The organism is Heyndrickxia camelliae, from assembly GCF_002844575.1.
Lineage (GTDB): Bacteria > Bacillota > Bacilli > Bacillales > Bacillaceae_C > Margalitia > Margalitia camelliae.
Genome location: NZ_PIQO01000014.1, coordinates 36,105 through 61,527, shown reverse-complemented (window position 1 = coordinate 61,527; position 25,423 = coordinate 36,105). Strand labels below are relative to the sequence as shown.

The 25,423-nt window shown below is 34.7% G+C and carries 26 protein-coding genes; 19 read left to right on the top strand and 7 right to left on the bottom strand.

The features are described from left to right. The first annotated feature begins 3 nt into the window (after positions 1 to 3). The 4 genes from sufD (at position 4) to sufB (ending at position 4,603) form a co-directional block, all read left to right on the top strand. Positions 4 to 1,314, top strand: a complete 1,311-nt coding sequence (gene sufD, locus CWO92_RS16760) for a Fe-S cluster assembly protein SufD (RefSeq protein WP_101355357.1) — start codon at positions 4 to 6, stop codon at positions 1,312 to 1,314. Then, positions 1,314 to 2,543 carry a cysteine desulfurase gene (locus CWO92_RS16755; protein ID WP_101355356.1) on the top strand — a complete coding sequence of 410 codons (1,230 nt, stop codon included), beginning with the start codon at positions 1,314 to 1,316 and terminating at the stop codon, positions 2,541 to 2,543. Before sufD ends, CWO92_RS16755 begins: the two co-directional genes overlap by 1 nt. Continuing rightward, a complete protein-coding gene (gene sufU, locus CWO92_RS16750; protein ID WP_101355355.1) occupies positions 2,533 to 2,970 on the top strand; it encodes a Fe-S cluster assembly sulfur transfer protein SufU in 438 nt (145 codons plus the stop codon). Before CWO92_RS16755 ends, sufU begins: the two co-directional genes overlap by 11 nt. Before the next feature lie 235 nt (positions 2,971 to 3,205). Then, positions 3,206 to 4,603: a Fe-S cluster assembly protein SufB gene (gene sufB, locus CWO92_RS16745; protein ID WP_101355416.1), complete on the top strand. Its 1,398-nt coding sequence runs from the start codon at positions 3,206 to 3,208 to the stop codon at positions 4,601 to 4,603. 88 nt (positions 4,604 to 4,691) lie between these two features. On the opposite strand, the gene CWO92_RS16740 is transcribed toward sufB, so the two are convergent. Together CWO92_RS16740 and CWO92_RS16735 are read right to left on the bottom strand one after the other, a co-directional pair. Then, positions 4,692 to 5,849, bottom strand: coding sequence for a tyrosine-type recombinase/integrase (locus CWO92_RS16740; RefSeq protein ID WP_101355354.1), 1,158 nt, complete (start codon positions 5,847 to 5,849; stop codon positions 4,692 to 4,694). Positions 5,850 to 5,865: 16 nt separating this feature from the next. Further along, complete coding sequence (locus CWO92_RS16735; RefSeq protein WP_101355353.1) at positions 5,866 to 6,294, bottom strand: helix-turn-helix domain-containing protein; 429 nt, start codon at positions 6,292 to 6,294, stop codon at positions 5,866 to 5,868. A 248-nt stretch (positions 6,295 to 6,542) separates the two neighbouring features. Between CWO92_RS16735 and CWO92_RS16730 the strand changes: the two genes are divergently transcribed. The 9 genes from CWO92_RS16730 (at position 6,543) to CWO92_RS16690 (ending at position 13,100) form a co-directional block, all read left to right on the top strand. Further along, positions 6,543 to 6,833 (top strand): helix-turn-helix domain-containing protein, encoded by a 291-nt coding sequence (locus tag CWO92_RS16730; RefSeq protein ID WP_101355352.1) that lies wholly within the window; start codon positions 6,543 to 6,545, stop codon positions 6,831 to 6,833. Positions 6,834 to 6,860: 27 nt separating this feature from the next. Continuing rightward, positions 6,861 to 8,720, top strand: a complete 1,860-nt coding sequence (locus tag CWO92_RS16725; RefSeq protein ID WP_235851624.1) for a DUF5906 domain-containing protein — start codon at positions 6,861 to 6,863, stop codon at positions 8,718 to 8,720. Between the two features lie 333 nt (positions 8,721 to 9,053). After that, a complete protein-coding gene (locus tag CWO92_RS16720; protein ID WP_101355351.1) occupies positions 9,054 to 9,290 on the top strand; it encodes a hypothetical protein in 237 nt (78 codons plus the stop codon). A 185-nt stretch (positions 9,291 to 9,475) separates the two neighbouring features. Continuing rightward, positions 9,476 to 9,670: a hypothetical protein gene (locus CWO92_RS16715; protein WP_101355350.1), complete on the top strand. Its 195-nt coding sequence runs from the start codon at positions 9,476 to 9,478 to the stop codon at positions 9,668 to 9,670. Between the two features lie 226 nt (positions 9,671 to 9,896). Next, complete coding sequence (locus CWO92_RS16710; RefSeq protein ID WP_101355349.1) at positions 9,897 to 10,169, top strand: hypothetical protein; 273 nt, start codon at positions 9,897 to 9,899, stop codon at positions 10,167 to 10,169. 20 nt (positions 10,170 to 10,189) lie between these two features. Next, positions 10,190 to 10,837 (top strand): head maturation protease, ClpP-related, encoded by a 648-nt coding sequence (locus CWO92_RS16705; RefSeq protein ID WP_101355348.1) that lies wholly within the window; start codon positions 10,190 to 10,192, stop codon positions 10,835 to 10,837. 4 nt (positions 10,838 to 10,841) lie between these two features. Next, positions 10,842 to 11,405, top strand: a complete 564-nt coding sequence (locus CWO92_RS16700; RefSeq protein ID WP_101355347.1) for a hypothetical protein — start codon at positions 10,842 to 10,844, stop codon at positions 11,403 to 11,405. Positions 11,406 to 11,701: 296 nt separating this feature from the next. Further along, a complete protein-coding gene (locus CWO92_RS16695) occupies positions 11,702 to 12,604 on the top strand; it encodes a DUF4238 domain-containing protein (RefSeq protein WP_101355346.1) in 903 nt (300 codons plus the stop codon). Positions 12,605 to 12,761: 157 nt separating this feature from the next. Next, complete coding sequence (locus CWO92_RS16690; protein ID WP_101355345.1) at positions 12,762 to 13,100, top strand: YolD-like family protein; 339 nt, start codon at positions 12,762 to 12,764, stop codon at positions 13,098 to 13,100. A 144-nt stretch (positions 13,101 to 13,244) separates the two neighbouring features. Here the strand turns inward: CWO92_RS16690 and CWO92_RS16685 are convergent, their stop codons facing one another. The 3 genes from CWO92_RS16685 to CWO92_RS16675 form a co-directional block, all read right to left on the bottom strand. Further along, positions 13,245 to 13,541: a hypothetical protein gene (locus tag CWO92_RS16685; RefSeq protein WP_101355344.1), complete on the bottom strand. Its 297-nt coding sequence runs from the start codon at positions 13,539 to 13,541 to the stop codon at positions 13,245 to 13,247. A gap of 201 nt (positions 13,542 to 13,742) precedes the next feature. After that, positions 13,743 to 14,783 carry a restriction endonuclease gene (locus CWO92_RS16680; protein WP_101355343.1) on the bottom strand — a complete coding sequence of 347 codons (1,041 nt, stop codon included), beginning with the start codon at positions 14,781 to 14,783 and terminating at the stop codon, positions 13,743 to 13,745. Between the two features lie 22 nt (positions 14,784 to 14,805). After that, on the bottom strand, positions 14,806 to 15,069 hold the full coding sequence (locus CWO92_RS16675) for a helix-turn-helix domain-containing protein (RefSeq protein WP_101355342.1): 264 nt from the start codon (positions 15,067 to 15,069) through the stop codon (positions 14,806 to 14,808). 221 nt (positions 15,070 to 15,290) lie between these two features. Between CWO92_RS16675 and CWO92_RS16670 the strand changes: the two genes are divergently transcribed. Then, entirely contained in the window at positions 15,291 to 15,878 is a 588-nt protein-coding gene (locus CWO92_RS16670) for a DNA-3-methyladenine glycosylase family protein (protein WP_165786696.1), read from the top strand. A 97-nt stretch (positions 15,879 to 15,975) separates the two neighbouring features. Beyond that, complete coding sequence (locus CWO92_RS16665; RefSeq protein WP_101355340.1) at positions 15,976 to 18,225, top strand: Eco57I restriction-modification methylase domain-containing protein; 2,250 nt, start codon at positions 15,976 to 15,978, stop codon at positions 18,223 to 18,225. 101 nt (positions 18,226 to 18,326) lie between these two features. Here the strand turns inward: CWO92_RS16665 and CWO92_RS16660 are convergent, their stop codons facing one another. Next, a complete protein-coding gene (locus tag CWO92_RS16660) occupies positions 18,327 to 19,397 on the bottom strand; it encodes a restriction endonuclease (protein ID WP_101355339.1) in 1,071 nt (356 codons plus the stop codon). A gap of 1,273 nt (positions 19,398 to 20,670) precedes the next feature. Between CWO92_RS16660 and CWO92_RS16650 the strand changes: the two genes are divergently transcribed. From CWO92_RS16650 to yunB, 4 genes are all read left to right on the top strand, one after another. Continuing rightward, a complete protein-coding gene (locus CWO92_RS16650) occupies positions 20,671 to 21,519 on the top strand; it encodes a DUF72 domain-containing protein (RefSeq protein WP_101355338.1) in 849 nt (282 codons plus the stop codon). An 11-nt stretch (positions 21,520 to 21,530) separates the two neighbouring features. Then, the gene (locus CWO92_RS16645) at positions 21,531 to 22,901 is read left to right on the top strand and encodes a bifunctional metallophosphatase/5'-nucleotidase (protein WP_101355337.1); all 1,371 of its coding nucleotides are present in this window, start codon (positions 21,531 to 21,533) and stop codon (positions 22,899 to 22,901) included. Between the two features lie 89 nt (positions 22,902 to 22,990). After that, on the top strand, positions 22,991 to 23,293 hold the full coding sequence (locus CWO92_RS16640) for a YunC family protein (protein WP_101355336.1): 303 nt from the start codon (positions 22,991 to 22,993) through the stop codon (positions 23,291 to 23,293). Positions 23,294 to 23,352: 59 nt separating this feature from the next. Then, on the top strand, positions 23,353 to 24,078 hold the full coding sequence (gene yunB, locus CWO92_RS16635; protein ID WP_158175256.1) for a sporulation protein YunB: 726 nt from the start codon (positions 23,353 to 23,355) through the stop codon (positions 24,076 to 24,078). Between the two features lie 254 nt (positions 24,079 to 24,332). On the opposite strand, the gene CWO92_RS16630 is transcribed toward yunB, so the two are convergent. Next, positions 24,333 to 25,316, bottom strand: a complete 984-nt coding sequence (locus CWO92_RS16630; RefSeq protein WP_199256850.1) for a M23 family metallopeptidase — start codon at positions 25,314 to 25,316, stop codon at positions 24,333 to 24,335. Between the last annotated feature and the right edge of the window lie 107 nt (positions 25,317 to 25,423).

Sequence of the window (25,423 nt, the reverse complement as noted above, 5' to 3'; positions counted from 1 at the left end):
AACATGACTGTAGAAACAAAACTATCCGTTAATCAGGATTATGTCCGCTCTTTTTCTCAAGAAAAGGGTGAACCAGAATGGTTTACGAAGCTTCGTGTTGATGCCTTCCAAAAGGCTGAAGAGCTTCCTATGCCAAGACCTGATAAAACTAGAATTACAACATGGAACTTTACTCAATTTGCCCAACATGCAGTGGCAAGCGAACCATATTCAACATTAGATGCTTTACCAGAGGCAGTTCGTTCCCTAATTGAATTGGAAAACGAAAGTAAAAATCTATATATTCAACATAATCAAACTCCAGCTTACTTATCTATTTCAGACGAGTTAAAAGCAAAAGGAGTTATATTCACCGATATTGTAACTGCTATTAAAGAACATTCAGACTTAGTTCAAAAATACTTTATGCAAGAGGCAGTTAAAATAGATGAACACAAATTAACAGCACTTCACGCTGCACTAATGAATGGGGGAATATTTTTATATATTCCTAAGGATGTTGAAATTAGTGAGCCTGTACAAACGGTTTATGTTCATGATCATGAGGACGCACCATTATTTAATCATGTACTAGTGGTTGCAGATGATAATAGTTCTGTTACAGTTGTTGAAAACTATGTATCAACAAATGAAAAAGCAAGCGGAATTGTGAATATCATTACAGAATTAGTGGCAAATAATGGTGCAAAAATCTCTTATGGTGCCGTAGATACTCTGGCCGAAGGCGTAACAACTTATGTAAATCGCAGAGGATTTACAAAACGTGATGCACGCATTGAATGGGCACTTGGCATGATGAATGATGGGAATACTATCTCTGATAATACAACAAAACTTGTTGGCGACGGCTCTATCGCTCATTCTAAAACCGTAGTTGTTGGACGCGGTAAGCAAATTCAAAACTTTACAACACAAATTACTCATTTTGGTAAAAACACAGAAGGCTTCATCTTAAAACATGGGGTTATGAAAGATGCTGCATCTTCTATTTTTAACGGTATAGGAAAAATCGAGCATGGAGCAACAAAATCAGATGCTGAGCAAGAGTCTCGCGTGCTCATGTTAAGTGAAAAAGCTCGCGGGGATGCGAACCCTATGCTGCTTATTGATGAAGATGATGTAATGGCTGGACATGCTGCTTCAGTTGGCCGTGTTGATCCAGTACAATTATATTATTTAATGAGCCGTGGAATTTCCCGTAAAGAGGCAGAACGCTTAATTATTCACGGATTCCTAGCCCCTGTAGTAAGTGAAATGCCAATTGAAGCTGTTAAAAAACAGTTGACAGAGGTTATTGAAAGGAAAGTTAAATAATGAATGCAAATGAGATCCGTAAACTGTTTCCAATCCTCGATCAGGAAGTAAACGGACACCCGCTAGTCTATTTAGATAGTGCGGCAACATCGCAAAAACCACTTTCCGTCATTGAAGCTGTAAACCAATATTATCGACTAGATAATTCAAATGTTCATCGCGGTGTTCATACACTAGGTACAAGAGCAACAGATAAATATGAAGGCGCACGCGATAAGGTACGTAAATTTATCAATGCTTCGTCGAGAGAAGAGATTGTATTCACTCGCGGTACTACGGCATCGCTTAACATGATAGCAAGCAGCTTTGGAAATGATAATGTGAAAGAAGGAGATGAAATTGTGATCTCCTACATGGAGCATCATAGTAATCTCATTCCTTGGCAGCAATTAGCAAAACGAAAAGGTGCTACTTTAAAATATGTTCCCATGCAAGAAGATGGAACGATTCTGTTAGATGATATGCGAAGAACAGTAACTGACCAAACAAAAATAGTGGCAATTGCACTTGTTTCCAATGTACTTGGTACAATGAATCCGATTAAGGAAATTGCAAAAATCGCCCATGAACATCATGCATATATGGTAGTAGACGGTGCACAAGGTGCTCCACATATGAAGGTGGATGTTCAAGATTTAGACTGTGATTTTCTGGCGTTTTCTGGTCATAAAATGTGCGGCCCGACTGGAATTGGCGTTATGTATGGAAAGAAACAGTTGCTTGAAGAAATGGAGCCTGTAGAATTTGGCGGAGAAATGATTGATTTTGTTGATCTATATGATTCAACATGGAAGGAATTGCCGTGGAAATTTGAAGGAGGAACCCCTATCATTGCAGGTGCAATTGGTTTGGGAGCAGCAATTGACTTTCTTGAAGAAATTGGTCTTGAAAATATTACAAAGCATGAACATGCATTAGCAGAATATGCTTTGAACAGATTGTCAGAAATAGATGGGCTTACTGTATACGGTCCTAAAGATCCAACAAAGCGTGCAGGACTAGTAACCTTTAATTTGGAGGATGTACATCCTCATGATGTTGCAACCGTATTGGATGCTGAAGGTATCGCTGTTCGAGCCGGTCATCATTGCGCGCAACCATTGATGAAATGGTTAAATGTATCCGCAACTGCACGTGCAAGCTTTTATTTGTACAACACCGAAGAAGATATTGACAGACTTGCACGCGGTCTTGTTAAAACGAAGGAGTATTTTAGCGATGTCCTTTAATAATCTAGATGCATTATATCGAAGAGTTATTATGGATCATTATAAAAATCCAAGAAATAAGGGTACCTTAGAAAACGGTAATCTTACAATAGATATGAATAACCCAACCTGTGGCGATCGTATTCATTTAACCATGAATGTTGAAAATGGCATTGTAACAGATGCTAAATTTGAAGGAGAAGGCTGCTCTATTTCAATGGCATCTGCTTCAATGATGACACAAATGATTAAAGGAAAAGACGTAGAAACCGCTGAAGCCCTCTCCCATATTTTTTCCGACATGGTGCAAGGAAAAGAATATGAGGGTGACATGGATTTAGGTGATATGGAAGCACTTCAAGGAGTTTCAAAATTTCCAGCCCGCATAAAATGTGCTACGTTGGCATGGAAGGCAATGGAAAAAGGCTTAGGCAAGGAAAAGGAGTAGCACTTCGAAAAGCGGAAGTGCCTTGCACAATGGTGAACGGATTTCGTAGTCTTTAACTGAGATAAAGAAAACACAGTAAGGTAGTTCACGAACAAGTGAAAATAGCATCCATTTACAACTGATGTTGACTTATTGTAGGGAGGAGACGGAGAAAATCCGTTAGCCGATAGGCAAGGTGAAATTTGCAGTGCCAATTTCACTTGAAGCTAGATAAAGTAAGGGAGGAATGATGGAAATGGCAAAGAAAATGCCTGAAATCGGCGATTATAAATATGGCTTTCACGATAAAGATGTTTCGGTATTCCGCTCTAAACGTGGGCTAACACGTGAAATTGTCGAAGAAATATCTAAAATGAAGAATGAACCACAATGGATGTTAGATTTTCGTCTCAAGTCATTGGAACATTTCTATAATAAACCAATGCCACAATGGGGCGGCGACCTATCTGGATTAAACTTTGATGAAATTACTTATTATGTAAAACCATCAGAAGCACAAGGACGCACTTGGGATGAAGTACCCGAGGAAATCAAAAATACCTTTGATAAATTAGGAATTCCTGAAGCAGAGCAAAAATATTTGGCAGGGGTTTCTGCACAATATGAATCTGAGGTTGTTTACCATAATATGAAGGAAGACCTTGAAAAAATGGGTATTATCTTCAAGGATACAGATTCTGCTTTACGTGAAAATGAGGATATTTTCCGTGAACATTGGGCTACAGTAATTCCGCCGACAGATAACAAATTTGCTGCACTTAACTCAGCTGTTTGGTCAGGAGGATCATTTATTTATGTTCCAAAAGGCGTAAAGGTTGAAACTCCGTTGCAAGCATATTTCCGTATTAACTCGGAGAATATGGGACAATTTGAACGTACATTAATTATTGTAGATGAGGGTGCACATGTTCATTATGTTGAAGGATGTACAGCACCAGTTTATACAACTAATTCTCTTCATAGTGCCGTAGTGGAAATTATTATTAAGAAAAATGCTTATTGCCGTTATACAACCATTCAAAACTGGGCAAATAACGTTTATAACTTAGTTACTAAACGCGCTGTATGCGAAGAAAATGCTACAATGGAATGGATTGACGGTAACATCGGTTCGAAATTAACAATGAAGTATCCTGCCGTTATTTTAAAAGGAGAGGGTGCTCGTGGTATGACTCTTTCTATTGCAATCGCAGGGAAAGGCCAACACCAAGATGCGGGTGCGAAAATGATGCACTTAGCCCCTAATACTTCTTCTACTATCGTGTCTAAATCAATCTCAAAACACGGAGGAAAAGTAACGTATCGTGGGATTGTTCATTTCGGACGTAAGGCAGATGGAGCAAGAGCAAATATTGAATGTGATACTTTAATTATGGATAATCAATCTACTTCTGACACTATTCCATATAATGAAATATTAAACGATAATATCTCATTAGAGCATGAAGCTAAGGTATCAAAAGTATCAGAAGAACAACTCTTCTATCTTATGAGCCGTGGTGTATCAGAACAAGAAGCAACAGAAATGATTGTTATGGGCTTTATCGAGCCATTTACAAAAGAACTTCCTATGGAATATGCGGTAGAAATGAACCGCCTTATCAAGTTTGAGATGGAAGGTTCTATTGGTTAATAGCTAAAAAACCTATATATATTGCAGGTTTGAGGAGTTTTTATATCGTGCCAACTTGGTGGCGTGCCAAATTCGTGCCAAGTTGACCTTATCTTTTAGTGTAGGAGGCGAACTTTTGAAGTTCGTCTTCTTCTATTTTTTCAGTAATATCAAGATAAGTATCAGCTGTTGTTTTGATGGTTTTATGCCCCAATCGATTTGATACATATTTAAGGCTTACACCTGATTCAAGAAGCAGAACAGCATGTGTATGTCTAAAACCATGTGTGCCTTTATATTCAACTCCGGCTTTTTTACAATAATCCTGCATTGTTTCACGGATGATAGAAGGTGTTAAATAATGACCGTTATAATTTTGAAAGATAATACCATCTTCGTTTTTGCGAAACCTTGGATTTCCTAATATCAATTCATTTTGCTTCATTTTAAACTTCTTCAATTCACGTATTACGTCAGGTTCAATTTTAATTATTCGATAAGATGAAGCGTTTTTTAAAGTTGTTAGTTTCACTTTATTATTATCATCACGGCTTGTTTGTTTGTTAATGCTTATTTTATCACCATCAACATCTTCCCATCTTAAAGCCAATGCTTCAGAAATTCTCAAGCCGGTTTTGCTTAAGAAAAGCATTAAGGTGTAGTAAAGCTGATATTCCGGAAAACGCTGATGCTTGTATGTTTTCATAAAATCTAATAAGCGATTTAATTCTTTAAGGCTGAAATATTTTACTTTTTCCTTTTTTATAGCAACAGAATCTTGTATAGGAACTTTTAATTTATCTGCCGGATTTTTTTCTAGCACATCAAGTTCATGAACAGCATAATGTAGGATGCTTTTCATAACAGAAAGATATTTTAGCCTTGAGCCAAATGAATATTTTTCTTTTCCGTTTTCATCAAGCTCACCAAATTTTGCAATCCATCTTTTTATTTCAGGTCTGTGGATCATCATGATTTTTTTGTGTCCAAAAGTGGGCAAAACGTGATTCCTTATAATTACTTCAAGCTGTACAAATGTTGATTCCTTTACATTAGCGTTTTTATGTTCAAGCCAATCTTTCACAACTTCATCAAAAAGCATATTTCGATCATTTATTGTTTGTCCATAATATTTTCTTTCCTCAACCTTTGCCGCTTCAATTTCAGCTTCCTTTTTTGTTCTGAATGTACCAAGGCTTACTAATTTACCATCTTTATGAACACGTGCTTGCCATTTCCCACTAGCAAGTTTTCTGAAGTTTGCCATGCTGTTTTTTCCCCTTTCAATCCTTTAACATGATTTCAATTATCCTTTTTATTTTTGTTACTTCTTCACTAGTTAGAAGCCTGTCCTGAGAAAATATCTTGTGATTGGAATCTAATATATAATCAAGATCAAATTGTTCTTCTCCTTCTTCTTCTGCCTCTGGTGGCATTGGGTTACGAGTTTCAATGTTTTCCCCTTGTATGCTTCTTCGTAATTCCACGATATGATCCTCCGCAGGAATATATCCTGCTACCATCATTAAATCCTCGTATGGTTCATTTAAACCTTCTGCCAATTTTTCTATTATTTTTGGTGACGGCGTTACTCGTCTCCCCCCTTCAATTTGTGAAATATACATAGCTGAAACGCCAGATAATTCACCAAGCTTGTTCATTGATAGTTTTTTTTCCTCTCTTTTTGTTTTGAGATAATTCTTAAAATCCATTAATATCACTCCCTTTCATTAAGATTATACAATATATTACAGTAATTATAAACAAATGTTTATATGTTATTTTTAACACTTAATGACAGGTTTTTGTCAGAAAAGGTACTAGTTTTTTGACAGAAAGAGTACCTTATTTTGAATGTTTTTAATGTCAATAATAGTTATTGTAAAATGTTGCAAAAAAATTTTTTTAAACAAATGTTTACAATTGAAATAACGTAAAACAACTAAGGAGGAATAAACAGATGCTTAATATTTCTTTAGATGAAAAAGAGTTAAAAGAACTATTTTTAGAAGAAGTTCGTAAACGTGTAGGAGAAATTGAAGAACAAATGTTGCTTATAGACACCAAGGAACTTTGTAAAATGCTTTCGTTAAGTAGACCCACGGTAGAAAAATTATTTATATATAATCCGAATTTTCCTTCCATGCGAGTGGGCAAGAAATGGTTATTTAATCGTAAAGAAGTAGAGGAATATATCAATCATTGGTCAATAGATGTTAGGAAAAAAGGTGGAAGTGTGGATTTCGAGTAAACTTGAAAGTAAAGGAGAACATCACGAATGCAAGCAATGTATATCGAGTATGTTGAAGGTGGAAAACATGCAGCAAGAAACGCTGAAATAGCAGATACTCCTGATGTCTTTGATGACGCAGGTTATCTATTGAACGAAAACGATTTAATTATCGATGTTGACAATATCGGAAAAAATCTGATTGAAAAAATCATCAGTATGTTCAATATCAATACACAAATTGTATGGACAAATAGAGGGGCGCATTTTTATTACAAAAAGCCAAAAGGTTTTAAAGGTAGCAAAAAAGTGTGCCCACTTGGTTTTGAAGTCGAATATAAGCACGTAAAAAATACACCGCATGGGGTTTGCATTAAGCAAGATGGCATAATGCGAACAATTCAAAATGAGGGATTCCGTGAAGATTTACCTGATTTCTTTTTTATAAATCGGAAATTGGAAAGCCTACTTGGAATGGATGAAGGTGAAGGGCGGAATCAAGCACTTTTTCAACATAGAATGAAGATTCACAATTTAAATCAATGGCAAAGCATAATGCGGTTTATTAACAATCATATCCTTGCAACTTCTTTAGACGAAAAGGAGTTTCAAAATATCATTCGTGATAAGGGCAATATAGGAACAACAAGCAATGATCCTTTCGAAATTGCTCAAGATCTGATTAAGAGATTGAAAGTACATAAGTTTGGAGGAAATTTATATACTAACGATGGTCAAAAATTTGTATCAATTAATGATGATGATTTTATTCCTATCGTTACACGTGAAGTTCTAGGAAAACCAACTAGATTTATCGATGAAATTATTAAACAAATGAAATATCAGTTGTTTAATAAAAAGACGCCTGAAAATGGTTGGGATATAAAACTAAAAAACGGCATATTGAGAAGTGGTAAGTTTTATGAGGTAGATTATCAAGAATTTACCCCTTATTTTATTAATCTTAAATATGAACAAAATGCAGTACCTGTTCCCATTGTTGACGAATATCTAGATTTTTTAACTGATGGAGATAAATTGTATAAGGATTTAATTCTTGAATCATTGGCTCATATTTTGATTACAGACCCAGATTTTAAACGTAGTTTAGCGAAATTTTTTATATTTGTTGGTGGTGGTGGAAACGGGAAAGGGACGTTGATGACCATTATTAGAAAAATAATTGGTGCAGAAAATTGTTCATCTCTTTCTATTGAGGATATGACAAAAGAACAATACTTTTATTCAATGCAAGGTAAACTAGTTAATCTCGGAGATGACATTCACGATATACCAATTAATCATAAGCAAATGAAGCTTTTGAAGAATATCAGCACGTGTGATTCTGTAGCTATAAGGCAGTTATTCAAACAATCCTTAGATGTAGTTATGACGACATCGTTAATATTTACATCTAATCATTTGCTAAAAAGCTTTGAAAAAAGTGAAGCATACAAACGCCGTGTTGATTGGCTGCCAATGTTTGGTGTTCCTAGAAAAAAAGATCCTAAATTTATCTCAAAATTAACTACTAATGAAGCGTTAGAATATTGGCTGAAATTGATCATTGAAGCCTACAAACGATTATATGAAAATGGTGTTTTTACCGAATGTCAAAAAGTGCAGGAATTTAATAAAGATTATCATGAAACTAATAATAACTGTCTAGCATTTCTTCATGATTATGATAAACATCATTTTATTGGTAAAAGAGCGCCTGAAGCTTATGGAGAATATGAAGTTTGGGCTGAAGAAAATTTCGGTGTAGATTCAGCAATAAGTTCTCGTATTTTTCAAGAAACATTGAAAAAAGAATTTGATCTAGTTGTCTATCCCAAAAAAATTAATGGTAAAACTGCAAGAGTATATATGGCTAAAGAAGAAGCAGATGCCAAAGAAAAGCAATAGAAAGAAGAAAAAAAGAAGGGATAAAAAGTTACATTACTAATAAAAAGTAACCAAAATACAACCAAAATGTAACCCATTCAAATCCTTGGCATTACTAGGTTTTCATTAAAAAAGTTACAAGTTACAAAATATATTTTAAATGTTGTAAATATATTTTATCTATTATTACTTTTGATAAGAAGAGCGAATCGATAAAAAAATAAAAATAAAAGTGAAAAATAGAATTAGCAAATAACTTGTAACTTGTAACTTTGAAGGTCAAAACCCATGAGAGAGTATGGGGTTAAGGGTTACATATTGCTTAGGATTTTGTAACAAAGGAGTGAAGATTAAATGCAGCACACTTTCTATTGTAATAAATGCAACGATGATTTTTCAATTTACATAGAAGATTATTATCCAGCTGATGAATTACTGGAAATAATGTTGCAAATATCAGCAATGGAACTGGAAAAAGCATGGGTTCATGGTGTGAATGGATTGCTTTACTGTGGTTCCTGCAAGCCTAAAGGAGCAAAGATATATGAATTTAAAAATTACTATTCAAAAGACAGATATAAATTACGATAGCCCCCATGCGTGCTACTAAAAAAAGAACCTACTTTATGTAGTAAGTCCTTTTTGTTGGTGGATTGTGTATATTGAATGTTAACTATGGAGAACACACTTTTATTATTATGCCCAAAACCCTTTATTTATAGCATTTAAGTGGCTTTTTAGTCGCATAATACAAAAACAAAGGAGTCTGATACATAATGAATAATGGTATAAACATTGCTTATATTCTTGAAACAGAATCTTATATCGAAGAACGGAAAAACGAGATGCCAAGAAACGTTTATGAGTTTATTAAACAAGTATGCCAAGATGAGAGAAAATATCTTGATTTGGTGAAACAATGGGGCGAAAGAAAAGGGGCTTTGAAGGTTCCTGCACCAAAGGGAATTTAGTATTAAGGTGGTTTGTGATTAGTTTTGTATACTTCTATTAAATCGGCTTGCATTAAAAGACCAGTTCCATATCGGCACTGGTCTTTATGTTTTGGCGGTGATAAAAAATGATCAAGATCTTCAATAAAGGAGTATTAATAGGATGCCTTAAAGCATAAGTGATTAACCTGATTGGAATAATAAAATTAATGATAAACGATAAATAATACGAGGTGAGGTGTGTGTTATGGATGAACTTAAATTAATCAAAGAAGCGAAACGGACTTACCATCGAGAATATATGAGAAACTATCGAAAGCAGAATCCTGAAAAAATACAGGAGTATCGGAACAATTGGTATCTGAAAAAAGCACTGGAAGCAAAAACGAATGAAGAAAAGCAGCCAGTGACACCCAAAGAAAAAGCCTTATTTGAACTAGAACAATTGAGAAATAAGCAACTTGAAATAGAGGCGAGAGAAGCAATGAAATACGAGCCTTCCGTCCCGACATTTTACTGAGGAAAGAAGAGGACAACTAAATGGCGAAAAAAATCATGATCAAAGGCGCTATAGTCTCAAACAATGATTATCCCGTTTACGAATGGCTTGATATAGAAGCAACAAGTCCTAAAATGATTCACAGCCAACTTGCCGAGGCTAATGGTCAACCTGTGGAAGTGGATATTAATTCTGGTGGGGGAGACGTATTCGCCGGAAGTGAAATCTATTCTGCTTTAAGAGCCTACTCGCTCAATGGAGGGCGTGTAACGGTCAATATTGTCGGCTTGGCGGCAAGTGCTGCATCAGTTATTGCTATGGCTGGGGACGTGGTGCGAATTACCCCTGTGGGGCAGATTATGGTTCACAATGCCCATATTAATGGCGCAAGCGGTGATTACAGGGACATGAATCATATGTCAGGCGTGTTAAAGAACGTGAATCAAACTCTGGCAAATGCCTATCGATTAAAGACAGGGAAAACGGAAGCCGAGCTATTGGCAATGCTTGATGATGAAACATGGCTAACACCGGAACAGGCATTACGACATGGCTTTGTGGATGAAATACTGTTTGATGATGGAGCGCAGCCGGATTTAAGCATTGCTAGTAGAGGTCAGGCAACTTCATATAAAGCAAAAAAGATGGCGGCACAATTAAATCTAATGAAATTGAAAGTGGGTATCTAGACTAATGAAAATTACAAAAGAGAAACTTGAAAGTAATGAAGCAAAAAAGCGTGGCTGGATATGGCATAAGAAAGAAGAACCTGCAGAGAAGCCCTATGATGGGAAAGTTAAGGTACGGATAACGGAGGAGGAATATAATGCGGTTATCTCTGCTTGCCATATAAATAGCCAAGGGTATAAAACCTTTGCTCGGACAGCGATTGAAGGCTTTGATAAGGTGGATGAATTAATCCAACCACAAACAGAGAAAGATCCACAGGATTGGCTAACGCTTGAGTTTAATAAGGAAGTAAAGGAACCATTGGATCAAGCTGCTAACAAGGCGAGGATGACGCTTGAGGAGTTTGTAAGAGCATTGGTTTGGACAAAGGTGAAGCAGACGTTTAAGGATCAGAAGGAACAAGATGAACGACGAAGGGAACAACGGAGGAAAGAAAGCTATCGGGCTTTTATGATTCGATTGGAGCCAGATCTGATTCAACAATATGAATCCAAATACGGAAAAATCAATAATACAACTGATATTGAAAACACATTAAAAAATTTATTACAAAAAGAACTAGCATAGCCCCCCCTGATAAAATGAGCGGGCTTCGCTTTGGGTACCGGTGGCGGAAGAAGAATTTTTCTGCGTGATGCTTTCATGTATTTTTTTGGATTTAATGAAAGATGTAAGGATAAAAAGTGAAATACCCAAACCTCCGATTTTTTAGACAGCTATGTAAAAAGTAGCTGCTCTTTTTTTTGCACAGAAGGTATGTGTGAATCGTCATGAGATTAATTATATTTGACATCGATATTATCCATCAATTGATTGGGGATTTATGGTAAAATATTTATATTAATTCTTTGTAGGTGAAAATAATGAAATATAAAAAACAGCATTATATTCCCCAATCTTATCTGGAGAGTTGGTGTGACCCAAACATTCCAGATGGCTATGATGAATACGTATGGATGTTTAGTGCTGATGGAGAATCCGTCAAAAGGAAAAATCCCAAAAATATATTTTATGAATCAGATATGTATACCATTGTTGATGAAAATGGGAATCGAATTTTAGATATTGAACATGGGCTGTCAGGTCTTGAAGGAAAATTCGCTTTAATAAGGGACAATAAATTAGCATCCCAACAGAAACTTTCATTAGAAGAGAGATACTACATACTAATTTTCGTTGCAGCGATGAATAACCGAACAGCAGCAAGTAAAGAACATTTGTCTTCAGAGTGGGGCAAAGTTGTAGAGTTAGGAAATATGCTAAAACAATCCTATGAGAATGGAACTCCTGAGCAAAGGAAAGCCTTGGAATCTATTGGTTCGTTAAATAAGGATGGTCATTCTTTTTCTTTAGATGAAGTGGAAAAATTCCAACAAGAACCAATGCAGACAATTATGATACCAAGGATCAATGCAGAATTTAACCATTATAAAAAAATGCAACTATCCATTTTGAATACTGATGATGAAGTTGGATTTATTACCTCTGACGATCCTTGTGTCTGGTTTGACCCAGAAGCTTATAAAAGACCACCATTTTATCGCTCCGTTGGGTTGGGATATAGAAGTGTTGAGGTTACATTGCCCATATCACCAAATCAAGCAATATTAATTTCGCATACACCATTACCAATGTATCTAAACGTTGATATGGGTATTGTCGATAGCATCAATAGAAAAACGAGATTTCATGCGGACAAGTATTACGTTGTAAATAAGAACTATAAAAATGATTTTTGGTTCAAAGTTTTAGAACCTCCTAAATAAAGGAAATAAAATTGACTTCATAATATGGCTTGGGTTTTCTTCCAAGTGAGCTTTAATTGAATAAGAAATCTAATGACCGCTGTAAAGGTGGTCTTTAAATTTATTCACATATGGAACATTAGTTCGTATATAATGGTATCAAAGGAGATGATTCATTTTGAAAATACGTGACCGCGGTAAAATTAAATGGCAGTCGGCTTCTTTTATACCTCTTGTATTCGAAATGACCAGCGAAATGTTCAAGGATCAATCTCGGACTGCTATGCCAATTTTAGACGAAAACCAGAAGGAAGAGTTTGATCTTCGAATTGCATACGCAACAGAATACAATCATGCGATAAAGCTAACCGTATGGGATGACGGATTTACTCACGACATTACTGGTCGTGTCCATTACGTCGATCCAATAACGGATGAGGTGCGGATTGAAGTGAAACCTGGAGAATTTGAACGGGTAACATTTAAAAGTGTTGTCGAGGTCGAGATTTTGAATTAGACTGTCATCGTGATGGTATTCTTTCTATTATCTAAAGGCTGCTCTTTATAAGATAGGTAATAAAATTCAGACCATAAAAAATGGACTTTTATAGGCGTAAGTAAAAAATCAAAGAGCAGCATCCGTACCTAGAATGGGCTAAAGTCAGTAAATCCTCTCTTTTTTAGGTTTCAAACGTGCGAAATAGCCAGACCTCAACATTTTATGAAGCTCATCGCTTGGTTTGCCTTTTAAAACTGATTTTGCATAGGATTGGTCTAGGGTTATACCTTTGGCATTTGCCCTTTTAACAACTTCTGCAATGCTGTTCGTGTAAGCATACTCCTTTATAATCCATTTTTCCAAAGTATCTACCTGATATTCCTCCACCAAAGTTATGTATGCTTGTAGCCTTTTTATCTCAGCTTGAGCCCTTGAAACAGTTATTAGTTTTGTTGACATAAATTCACCTCCACCTTAGAGGTTTTCGGCAAGGTTCCTCTGATTCCTTTCGACAAATTTATGAACGAGATAGCGAATGCATTAATAACCTTTTTGAATAACACAAAAGTGAGAGGACTTATTTGAAAATTTATTACTAAGGCTAATTATTTAAACGCCAACTTTCTTGCTGGCGTTTAAATAAATTAGTTTATTGCTGTATCACAAAAAATTAGATGGTAAAGGAATTTGTAATTTTTTATTTACCTTTTTTCCTCCAAATTGAGTAAAGTGTTGAAAGAAATCCATACCTGTTACTAAATAGAACTTTTTTATACGTACTTCATCATTTTCTATATCACCATAGAAGATTGCATAACGTACATCACACATACGAATAGATCGACCGTTTATTTGCGGAATATCTAAATATTCTTCATTGCTTGGTAAAAATAATCCTAAATCAATTGTGGGTGAGGTTTGAAGTTTTACTTCTAAAAGTTGATGTTTTACGTCAGGAAACTGACCATCATCTTTGAAGTCTGAATATCCTAATGCTTTACAAACTAGACTATGAAGCATTCCTCCACGATTTCTTTCTTGGAGGGCACCTAAATAAGGGAACTTCTTTCCGATTATTGATTGTAGGCGCTGATAAACTTCATTTATTGGCATTATTTCACCAGGCTGCGGGTAATCAGCCGGTGAAGTACTTTTGTTAAAGCCATAGAAATCTGAAATAATATCCATCATGTCCTTGGTATCAGATTCTGATAATAGTTTAATGTTGTCAGGAATAGCGACTAATCTTGCTTGGTATTTTTGAGTTAATGTACCAGTTTTATCTAACTCAGCGATAACATCTCCAGTTACAACTTTTACTTTTGTTATAACATCATCTTCTGAAATTCTAATTAGTACATATCGGCGTGCAGGAGAAACCTCCTCATTCCATATTTGTAGGTTATTTGATTTTTGAGTATATACATCAAAGTTTTGACCTAAAAAGCGGGGTTGGGTTTTTTTGAACGACTTTGGTACAGGATATCCGAGTCCATTACAAACTTCTGTTTTTACAACTTTGGAACGTGTTCTTAATGGAAGCCCATCTAGGCTAAGACCTACTAATCGTTTACTTAATAATTCTTCTAATTCATTTGAAGGAATCCAATAATTTGGATCCCCTATTGTAATAACGTCATAAATAGTTAAATCACTTGATTCAATGTTATTTTTAATATTTATAGCTAATGGTGATACCATATCTTCCACTCCGTTCTTGTAACTATTTCGAGCCTTCAGAAAACAACTGTTCCACAGAAACACCCAAAGCGTCGGCAATTTTTTTTAGGTTTAATACAGTGGGATTTCTTTCCCCCCTTTCAATTCCACCGATATAGGTGCGGTCAAGATTACACTCAAGACCTAATGCTTCCTGCGACATATTGTCATTTTCGAATCGTAGTTTTCTGATTTTTTTTCCTAAAGCTTGTAAGAATTGTTGTTCAATCTCTTTTTGCTTTGATAAGGGAATCCTTTTGTCCTTCATAAATTTATTATCTACCGATTATGTAAAATCTACGACCGAAAATAAGTATCACTTTGATGTTAATGAGTATCACTCAGAGGATAAAAAGTATTTCAGTTGTGGTATAATTCCAATAGTGTTAATAAAGAAAATATATGGGGAAGGGGCTAGAGCAAGAGTTGACTTATTTATTTAATATACATGAGGAGCAAACAAAGGAAATTTGTAAAAGAGATGTAAAAATGAAACAATTAGTTTCATTAATAGGTGATATAAAACTAAATGTTAATAAAAATAATTTCGAGCAGTTGGTAACATCCATTATCGGTCAACAATTATCAGCAAAAACTGCAGCATTAATAATATCTAGGCTAAGAAATCTTGTAGAAGGTCAAATTAATATAACTTCCATCGAGGTTCTGGAAGACGAACAATTACGGAATTTAGGGATTTCATTAAGGAAAGTTTCTTTTATTCGAGACTTGTGTTCGAGGATTAAATCTAATCTATTCGATGTTGAGCAATTACATAGCTATAGTAACTCTGAGGTTATTGAAATTCTTACTGAGGTTAAAGGAATAGGAGTTTGGACAGCACAAATGTTTTTGATTTTTTCATTAGGTAGGTTGGACGTATTACCACTAGGTGACCAAGGGTTACAAAGAGCATCTTTATGGTTATACAGCCAGAGTGATAAAAATGGAATAGAGGTACTAGAAGATTCTTCCAAAATGTGGAAACCGTTTTATACAATTCCTTGCTTATATTTATGGAAAGCCGTCGATTTAAATCTCTTATCAAAGTCTTCAAATATTGAGGGAAATTATTGAAAGAAATGAAGGAAAAAAAGCTATAAAAGATTGTCCAGACATCGTGTATAATAATACTTGAACCTTCTTAATGATTGGAGAAAGGAAGCATTAATTCATGAATTCAGTAATTGAAATAAAGAACATATCATCTAGGGATGAATTATTACAAGGCTTATCAATATTGACTGATAATATAAATAAAATTGATGAATTATATCAAGGTGATTATTATAGGGATATTAGTGAGGAAGATGTTGAATTTTTAAACGATGTAGATGCATTGTCGAGTTTAGAACCTTCTACAAAGATGAAGGTATTCCATTGTTTTGTTGAAATTATTAGTATTTTGGTTTTTAAAAAGGTAATTGGTGCAAATGAGGAAATAACACTTAATTTACCATCTTCTAATATAGATTTTAATGTAAACGAATTTCTTAATATTATTGATATTGAATTTAAAGTCGGGGATTATGAAAAGACCCATGCCTTTTTTGAAACATTATACACAGATTTAGTCAGTAGTTTGTCCAGAAAAAGTTCTGGAACTGAGTTTACTTCTATTCAAATAGTTAATTTTATGTTAGATGAAATAGGTTATAACAATAATTTGTTAGATAGGAAGTTAATTGATCCAAGTGCTGGTTCGGGAGTGTTTATAATAACAGCCCTTGAAAGGTATTTAAGTGACTGTAAGGTTTCCTTCGAAATAGTAAAACAAAAGCTTATTGAAGAGAAAAAATTAGTCGCAATCGATATTAATCCTTTTAACGTGTTAATAACAAAATTTAGGTTCATTTTGAAATTAAAAGAACACTTTGTTGATATAGATAATGATGATATTCCCCTTCTTTTGAATGAAGTTCCAGTTATTGCTGGAAATACAATTGAGGAACCTTCATTATTTAATGATTGTTCTCCATTTTTAGCAAATAACGCTTACGATTATGTAATAGGAAATCCGCCTTATATAAGACTCCATAGGTTGCCTCTTAATACAAGAGAATATATAAAAGACAATTTCCAAAGCGCAACGGGAAGATTTGATTTATATGTATGTTTTATGGAGAAGGCAGTAAACCTCTTAAAAGATGGGGGTAAAATAAGTCTAATAACCAGCAATAAATTTTTAACCACAAATTACGGTGTTGGGATTAGAGATTTTTTATTAGAAAGTACAACAATAGAACATTTGGTTGATTTGCATGATACACAATTTTTTGAAGCAGCAGTCTTACCAGCAATATTAACTGCAACAAAAACGAATAAAGAGAAAAGTGATACTTTGCTTTACACTTCTATTAAACAAAGTAATAATGATTTATCCGTTGATAAAAAACTAAATAATGTATTTGATTATATAATTGGTTTGAAGCTAGACAAAAAGAATATTACAGAGCAAATTGAAATTAATAATAATCGTAGGGATATGAAGGTTGAAATTTCACATGCTGTGGTTAACACACCAAAGAAAAATTCTACTTGGAATTTCTCATCTTTTGATGAAGCAAACATTAAGTCACATATCGAATCCATGCCTCATTATAAAATGAAGGAAGTTGCTCATGTATGTGTTGGGGTTAAACCAAATCCAAACGAAGTATTTGTCGACCCTATGACAAAACAATTTGTTGAGGAAAGAGGATTTGAACAAGATGTTATTTTTCCTATACTTAGAAAAGACAATGTTGACAAGTGGCATGTAAATTGGTCGGAAGAGAATAAAAATGATCGTTACATTTTGTATCCGCATAAAATGGAAAATGGAAAAGGCGTAGCAGTTGATATAAACCTATATCCTAATGTTAAAAGGTATATTTACGAGCATGAAGAAATATTGAAGAGTAGAGATTATCTTACAAAATCAAAAACCAGACAATGGTATGAAATCTGGGTACCTCACGATCTAGAAAAATTTGCGAAGCCTAAAATTGTGACAAAGGACATTTCAGAAAAAAATAATTTCGCACTTGATACAAATGGGTTTATTTGTTTAGGCTCTATTTTCTGGATTTATTTAAAGGATGGTTTTGCAGACGAACAATTGACAGAGCAACAATCGTTATATTTTTTATTAGGTTTATGTAACTCAAATGTCTTGGAGTTTTACCAAAAAACAATAAGTGGCAGTCTTTATTCAAAGAAAGTGAGATACACTTCTTCAAATATAAATAAATGGATTGTACCGAAAGTAAATAACGATAATTTAAATACTGTGATTGAGATTGTTAACACTGTTTCTGAAATATTAAATGGAGAAGATGTTGAAAGAAATGAATCAAATTTAAACCAACTCGTGTATAGGATGTTCAATTTAAATAACGAACAGGTGCTTTTAATTGAGCAATTTCTTAAAACTAACAGCTAAATAAACTAGCCAAAGCTGTCGAGATTATCGACAGCTTACCCTTTATTTTAAAATCAGATTTGAAATATAGGTGGCTACAATTTGATCTACTAATTATAAATTTAATCGAAGAAGTCTTTTTTTAGCCAAATCTGTAGCTTTGTATTTTGTACATTTCCTTGGGTTTGGGGAAAGCGACTGAAAAAGTCCTCTCCTGTAGTTAAATAAAAATTTGTAATAGTAACTTTCCCATCTTCGATTGAACCATAAAATATTGCATATCTTACATCGCAAACTCTAATATTAACTCCATCAATCTGAGGAAGTTCTAATTTTTCAATACTACTAGGTACATCTAATCCCAAATCAATGGTAGGAGAGGTTTGGAGCTTAACTTCCAAAAGTTGATGTGTTAAATCAGGAAATCTACCATCATCTTTATAAGAGGAATAACCAAGACTTTGACAAACTAAATTGTGTAATTGAGCTCCTCTATTCCTTTCTTGGTCAATTCCCGCATCATTAAAAGATTTACCTACAACTGTTTTTAGTTTTTCGTATATTGTCTGTATGGACATTATACAATCTCTAGAAGGATAATCAATCGGACTTACTATACTAGGGATAGAAACTGTGCTTGAGACTAAGGGTTTTAGTACATTGGTATCCTCTTGTGAAACCAATTCAGTTGCTGTATTTTGATTAATATGCAAAGTTGCTTGATGTTTCACTGTTAATTTGCCAGTAGTATCTAATGCAGCCAGCATCGTACCAGGTACTACTCTTACTTTTTGAATTATATTATCTTTTGAAGGACGAATGAGAACATAACGTCGAGATGGTGAAATACTTTCATTTACAGGTTGAAAGTTATTTGACTTCTGAGTAGCGACATCAAAATTCTGTCCGGGGAACCTAGGCTTAGTTTTTTTAAATGAACTAGGACAAGGATAACCAATAGCCTTACAAACTAATTGCTTAACAATTTTAGAACGGGTTCTATTCGGATAGGATCCAAGGTCTATGCCGCAAAGTTTTTCATTCAACAATAATTCTAATTCTCTTGACGGAATCCAATAGTTAGGGTCTCCGACTGTTATTTCGTCATATATGCTTAGTTCACTTTCAGAAATGTTATTAACTAGGTTATTTGCAAGTTTTAGAATAGACTGTTCATTATTTGTCACAGACATTTTTACTCCTCCTATAAATCGGTTGATAATTTCGTAATGTTCGGATAATTTTTTCTAGAGATATACAAACAATTTTCCTTCCTTAGTTATTTGGTGTTATCCTGCTATTGGGTAAAAATGTTATTATCCATGAATTTATTATCATATGATTCCTATTAAATGACGACCGATAATAAGTATCATTTTGTTGTTAATAAGTATCAAAATGGTGATAAATAGTCTTACTTAGGGGATTGATTAATGCATTTATGATGTAGGTATCTTAGAAGGTGATCCTTCAAATATGACAGGGGTATTCTCTTTGAGAGTAGGTTTCAAATAGGGGAAGAGATATAAAAGAAAAAACAGCCACTTTTAAGTAGCTGCTGCTATTGGCAGATTAACATGAAAAACTCCCTATGAACCAAACGTTTTATGAGTAAATGAAAAGTACTCCTAGTCCTTTCAATATATGGTTACTAAGTGAATTTTCGTGCCATCACCGTGCCAAGTCCATGCCAAGTTGAAATTATAAACCATTTTAACCCATTTGAAGGAATGGCTTTATATCAAAGGTTTGACCGGGTTTATTGTTAATCAGTTCGTGCCATTTCGAGCAAAATTAATCAAATTCGAAATGGAAGGTAGCATTGGCTAAACCTTGATATATGCGATTTTTAAAGCGTATATTGGTGGCTTGCTCACCATTTGATATAACGAGAATATAGATCTAAAGCCGTTTTCAATCTTTTCAGTAATAGGCAAATACGTATCTGCAGTGACTTTAACACTTGTGTGTCCAAGTCGCTCGGATACGTATTTTTTAATTTAGCTCTGATTTAAGGAAGATGGACAGCATGATTTTCCCTTCACACCGTAGGATAAATATTGTTTTCACTTGAGCGGATTGTATAGGTTTAAAATAATTTTTTATGGGATAATGGCATTTCATAAAGGTGTATTATTAAATCGATATTTTATGATGTAATAAGTTTTTTATTTTCGAACAATGGAATTAAAAAAAGATATTGATAATACTAACTATATTTCTTTAGATATACATACAAATATTGATTTAAAGAAAACTATCGATTACGAGGAATCTATAATGCATGTTGATTCTTTATATAGCTTTTCTCCAATTAGTAAATGTTAAGTAGTATGTAAATAATTAAATTCGAAATGCAAGGTTCTATTGATTAATAGAAAGGCAAACTCGCTTAAACAATAGCTCCGGCGAGTTTTTTTATCCTTTAATATGATAAAATGGTTTCTAAGAATTGCAGGTGATTTTATGATATACATTGGTCTTGCTGGTTGGGGCGATCATGAATCTCTCTATAAGAATGGTGTAGCCCCAAAAAACAAATTAAGAGAATACGCCGGTCATTTTCCTATAGTTGAGGTCGATGCCTCTTTTTATGCCATCCAACCAGAAAAGAATGCGATGAAATGGGTAGAGGATACAACAAGCACCTTTCAATTTATCGTAAAAGCCTATCAAGGCATGACTGGGCACGAAAGAGGCTCCATACCTTATCAGACAAAAGAGGAAATGTTTCAAGCGTTTATACAATCGCTCATTCCGTATCAAAAGTCTAAAAAGCTGGCTATGGTGCTATTCCAATTCCCGCCGTGGTTCGAATGTACAAAAGCAAATGTAAATTATTTGCGATATTGTAAACAATTGATGGGTGAAATCCCTTTAGCTCTCGAATTTCGCCATCAATCATGGTTTACTCCGCAATATAAAGATGGCACCCTTCACTTTATGAAAGAAGAAGGATGGATCCATAGTATTTGTGATGAACCTCAGGCAGGTAATGGTTCTATCCCCACTATATTAACTGCCAGCCAACCTGATAAAACACTTGTACGTTTTCATGGAAGAAATGTGTACGGATGGAAAAGACCGAAGCAGGGGGACTGGCGTGAAGTTCGCTATTTATACCGTTATAATCAAGAAGAATTGATGGATTGGAAGGAAAAAGTTCTGGTTTTAACGGAGCAATCTAAGGATGTTTATATTATTTTTAACAATAATTCCGGCGGAGATGCGGCAGATAATGCGAAGCAATTTATGGAGCTGTTAGGTGTGGAATACGAAGGATTATTGGCGCCTCGTCAATTAGATTTGTTTTAAGGAGTATGTAAATGATTGAACAAGTCCATATTTATCATACAAATGATATTCATAGTCATTTTGAAAACTGGCCGAAAATAAGTTCTTTCCTAAATAAGGAAAGAAAGCTTTATGGGTATAAAGCAGATGAGAATTTTTTTCTGTTCGATATCGGGGATCATGCAGACCGCTGGCATCCGTATACGGAAGGTACGCTTGGAAAAGGAAATGTCAGGCTATTGAACGAATTGGATTATACAGCTGTAACCATTGGCAATAATGAAGGGATTACTTTAGCGCATGATGAATTAGATACACTCTATGAGGATGCGGCATTTGATGTGCTTATTGCTAATTTATTTGACCGGTCGGGAAAAAGACCGGAATGGGCAATTCCTTCGAAAATATATAATACGAAAAACGGAATAAAAATCGGGGTTGTCGCTGTAACTGCTTATTTTAGAAAATTATATGAAATACTTGGCTGGCAATTAACAGAACCAATTCCAGAGTTGGCAAAGGAATTACAATCTCTAAAACAAGAAGCAGACATTATAATTGTTTTATCCCACTTAGGCATTCACGATGATGAAAAGATTGCGATTCTTCATCCGGAAATAGACGTTATATTAGGAGGTCATACACATCATGTACTTCCTAAAGGGAAGGTTATTGCCCAAACATTGTTAGCAGCAGCAGGCAAGCATGGAAATTATGTTGGAGCGGTAACCTTGGAACTGGATACAGAAAGAAAAAAAATATTAACTAAGAAAGCAAGGTTATTTGAAACTAAATATTTGCCATCACCCGCTGATGAGCTGTTTGAAGTATCCTTATTACATGAAAAAGGGAAAAAAATATTAGAGACATTTCTTGTTGATATCCCTGAAGATCTGCATACCCAATGGTTTGAGCCATCTCCATTACCAAAAATGTTATGCGAAGCAATCAATGAATGGTGCCATTCGGATTGTGCTCTTATTAATGCAGGCCTTCTTCTTGGAGATTTAAATAAAGGCACCGTAACAAGATATGATATTCATTCTATTCTTCCACATCCGATAAATCCTTGTCTAATTGAACTATCCGGTACAGAATTAAAAGAGATTTTGCATCAGACTTTAGACCCTAAGTGGCCGCCATTCGAGTTAAAGGGATTAGGTTTTAGAGGAAAAGTTCTCGGGAATTTTGTCTATCACAATATCCATTTGGATAATGATGTTTTTTATATAAACAATCAACCTTTGGAAGAGGGGCAAATATATAAATTAGGAACCGTGGATATGTATACTTTTGGACATTTGTTTCCTATTCTTTTGAATGCAAAGAAACAGTACTTTATGCCGGAATTTATCCGTGATGTAATGACGTGGAAATTACAAAAGGAGTTTGGAGAAATATAAGATAGCCATGCAACCAATTATTGTCCTTTACATACAGATGTTAATATGGTTAACTTATAAGATTTTTTCAGTAAAGGAGCGCGAATAATTTGGTTACGATAACACCAGTAGAAATTGGTGGTCATACATTTATCGCAACATCTGTAAAACTTCCTAAAACAACACTTCTAACCGTTTCTAATGATAAAGGGTATATTATGTGTGGCGCATTAGATGTATCACTTTTAAATAATCGCCTTAAGGATCGTAAAATTGTTGCTGGAAGAGCGGTTGGAGTGAAAACGATAGAAGAATTATTAAATGCTCCACTCGAGTCCATCACATGGGAAGCTGAAAATCTTGGAATACAAGTTGGAATGATTGGTAAAGATGCACTTTTAAAAATGATATAAAACATTAATAATTTTATCCCCCAAACAAGCATACACATAGCTTGTAAGGGGGGATTTTTTTGGCTAAATTTCGAGCTCGTAAACCCCGGCGAGGAGGTCCTTTGCCGTTACGATATGTCTTACTTTTGACATTTGTATTTTTTATATTATCCACTGTTTTAGGTATTTGGATTGTGAATAAAGGCCTTGCACCAACCTTGATAAAATATGCAGAAAGTCAAAATCGAAAAATTGCAGAAGAAGCAGTAAACTATGCAAAAAGGCAAATACAGGATGAAATAGACCCTGATAATATTGTGGTTACAAATAAGGAAAATAATTATTTTATTACTAATCCCGCAATTAGTAATAAAGTCGAGGCAAAAGCTCAGGATATTATCCAATCTGTACTTAATGGGCATGAAGAAGGGATTACAGAGGCATTTTCAAAATATGGAATTACTCATGATTCAGAGGGACTCGTATATTCGATTCCAATCGGACGTGCAACAGATAATGCTTTATTAGGAAACCTAGGTCCCAAGATTCCTATTAAGCTCCAAGTAATTGGGGATGTGCAAGCAGATTTAGTTTCTCATTATAAGCAGGTAGGTATTAATCACATTTCGGCGGATGTCTATATTCAATTTACCGTCAACGTACAAACTATTATTCCATTTGATACAAAGGAGAGTCCATATAAGCAAAAAATTCCTCTCTTCAATGGAGTTATCCCTTGGGATCCACCGCAATATTATAATGGCGGATCATCCACTCCAACCATACAATTACCGCCACAAAAATAATAAAGCTTAGCTGATTTGGTTCAGAGGTACAAAACAATAACACTATAAAATTGGACTTCAATGCATATAATTTGGAGTCCGTTTTTTTTATTGAGGAATATGAAAATAACCCTTGTAAACATGGAGTTTTTTACATAAAATCCCTAAAAATAAAACTAGAGAAAACGCACAGTAAATGGTTTACTGCGCGTTACTTATGTCCATTTATTTACATTTTGATAACTAAATGATGCGAATTGTATTTTGTCTTAGCCTTACTTCTTTCTCCTATCTGACCTTTCCCATTGTCTTAAAAGTGGATAAGGATCAAATGACCATTCACCATACCCGTTATCTTTATACATTCCGTAATGGAGATGCGGCGGGAATTTACCGGAAGTACCAGGTGGTCCATAACCAGTGCTACCTACACTTCCTATCAGCGTTCCTGGCTCCACTATTTGTCCAACATGTAAATCCTTTGCATACCCATTTAAATGCGCAAAATAATGATACGTATTATTTATATCGCGAATTCCAACTCTCCATCCGCCAAACTTATTCCAACCCTTCATTTCGACAATTCCGTAACAGGTAGATCGAACTGGAACGCCATATCCGGCGAAAATATCTGTTCCTTCATGGATACGCCTTCCGCCCCAGCCGCGACGGTCGCCCCATGTATCACGATAACTGTAATTAAAACGGAGTGGAATTGGAAAAGATTTGTCATTTAAATCTAACTTTCCAAAATGTCTATATAATTTTGCTTTCTCCATAATTAAGCCTACTGCTTTATCTCTTTTATAATAATCCCATAAGGCAATTCGAAAATGATCCTCATCTACTCCATATTTCAAAATATGGTTAGCAAAGGTATAAATAATATCTTCATCATCGTTCAAATTTGCTTTCCCATCACCATTGCCGTCCACTCCAAATCCATTAAAAAGTTCAACAGAAAGTGGGGATGGGTCTGTTTGATTAGGATTTAACCAACCTGCCCATTGAACTGGTTTGATATATATACCGGTAACACCGCTAGGTTTTGGAATATCCTTTCTTGCATATCTGATGCTTCTTTCATAATGATCAACAGCTGCGATGTAATACCAAGGAATTTGTGTAGTTAGCTCTACTCGTTTATAAAGATCCATTCTTTTTTGGTATGCTTCTTCTTCGGATACTTCTTTTCCAAAGGTGGTATCTGGAGAAGCAAATAACAAGAAAAATATAAGAAAACTTATAAAAATGCGCAACGGTTTTGCCTCCTTGTTTCAAATCCTAAACATAGTTTGTGTCGGAGGCTATTTTTCATTTATATCAAATAATGGAAGGGCATAATAATAATGTTAAATATCATGAA

Bases quoted from the DNA above. Each gene is read 5' to 3' on its own strand.
- sufD (WP_101355357.1), top strand. From the start codon at position 4: ATGACTGTAGAAACAAAACTATCCGTTAATCAGGATTATGTCCGCTCT.
- CWO92_RS16755 (WP_101355356.1), top strand. From the start codon at position 1,314: ATGAATGCAAATGAGATCCGTAAACTGTTTCCAATCCTCGATCAGGAA.
- sufU (WP_101355355.1), top strand. From the start codon at position 2,533: ATGTCCTTTAATAATCTAGATGCATTATATCGAAGAGTTATTATGGAT.
- sufB (WP_101355416.1), top strand. From the start codon at position 3,206: ATGGCAAAGAAAATGCCTGAAATCGGCGATTATAAATATGGCTTTCAC.
- CWO92_RS16740 (WP_101355354.1), bottom strand. From the start codon at position 5,849: ATGGCAAACTTCAGAAAACTTGCTAGTGGGAAATGGCAAGCACGTGTT.
- CWO92_RS16735 (WP_101355353.1), bottom strand. From the start codon at position 6,294: ATGGATTTTAAGAATTATCTCAAAACAAAAAGAGAGGAAAAAAAACTA.
- CWO92_RS16730 (WP_101355352.1), top strand. From the start codon at position 6,543: ATGCTTAATATTTCTTTAGATGAAAAAGAGTTAAAAGAACTATTTTTA.
- CWO92_RS16725 (WP_235851624.1), top strand. From the start codon at position 6,861: ATGCAAGCAATGTATATCGAGTATGTTGAAGGTGGAAAACATGCAGCA.
- CWO92_RS16720 (WP_101355351.1), top strand. From the start codon at position 9,054: ATGCAGCACACTTTCTATTGTAATAAATGCAACGATGATTTTTCAATT.
- CWO92_RS16715 (WP_101355350.1), top strand. From the start codon at position 9,476: ATGAATAATGGTATAAACATTGCTTATATTCTTGAAACAGAATCTTAT.
- CWO92_RS16710 (WP_101355349.1), top strand. From the start codon at position 9,897: ATGGATGAACTTAAATTAATCAAAGAAGCGAAACGGACTTACCATCGA.
- CWO92_RS16705 (WP_101355348.1), top strand. From the start codon at position 10,190: ATGGCGAAAAAAATCATGATCAAAGGCGCTATAGTCTCAAACAATGAT.
- CWO92_RS16700 (WP_101355347.1), top strand. From the start codon at position 10,842: ATGAAAATTACAAAAGAGAAACTTGAAAGTAATGAAGCAAAAAAGCGT.
- CWO92_RS16695 (WP_101355346.1), top strand. From the start codon at position 11,702: ATGAAATATAAAAAACAGCATTATATTCCCCAATCTTATCTGGAGAGT.
- CWO92_RS16685 (WP_101355344.1), bottom strand. From the start codon at position 13,541: ATGTCAACAAAACTAATAACTGTTTCAAGGGCTCAAGCTGAGATAAAA.
- CWO92_RS16680 (WP_101355343.1), bottom strand. From the start codon at position 14,783: ATGGTATCACCATTAGCTATAAATATTAAAAATAACATTGAATCAAGT.
- CWO92_RS16675 (WP_101355342.1), bottom strand. From the start codon at position 15,069: ATGAAGGACAAAAGGATTCCCTTATCAAAGCAAAAAGAGATTGAACAA.
- CWO92_RS16670 (WP_165786696.1), top strand. From the start codon at position 15,291: ATGAAACAATTAGTTTCATTAATAGGTGATATAAAACTAAATGTTAAT.
- CWO92_RS16665 (WP_101355340.1), top strand. From the start codon at position 15,976: ATGAATTCAGTAATTGAAATAAAGAACATATCATCTAGGGATGAATTA.
- CWO92_RS16660 (WP_101355339.1), bottom strand. From the start codon at position 19,397: ATGTCTGTGACAAATAATGAACAGTCTATTCTAAAACTTGCAAATAAC.
- CWO92_RS16650 (WP_101355338.1), top strand. From the start codon at position 20,671: ATGATATACATTGGTCTTGCTGGTTGGGGCGATCATGAATCTCTCTAT.
- CWO92_RS16645 (WP_101355337.1), top strand. From the start codon at position 21,531: ATGATTGAACAAGTCCATATTTATCATACAAATGATATTCATAGTCAT.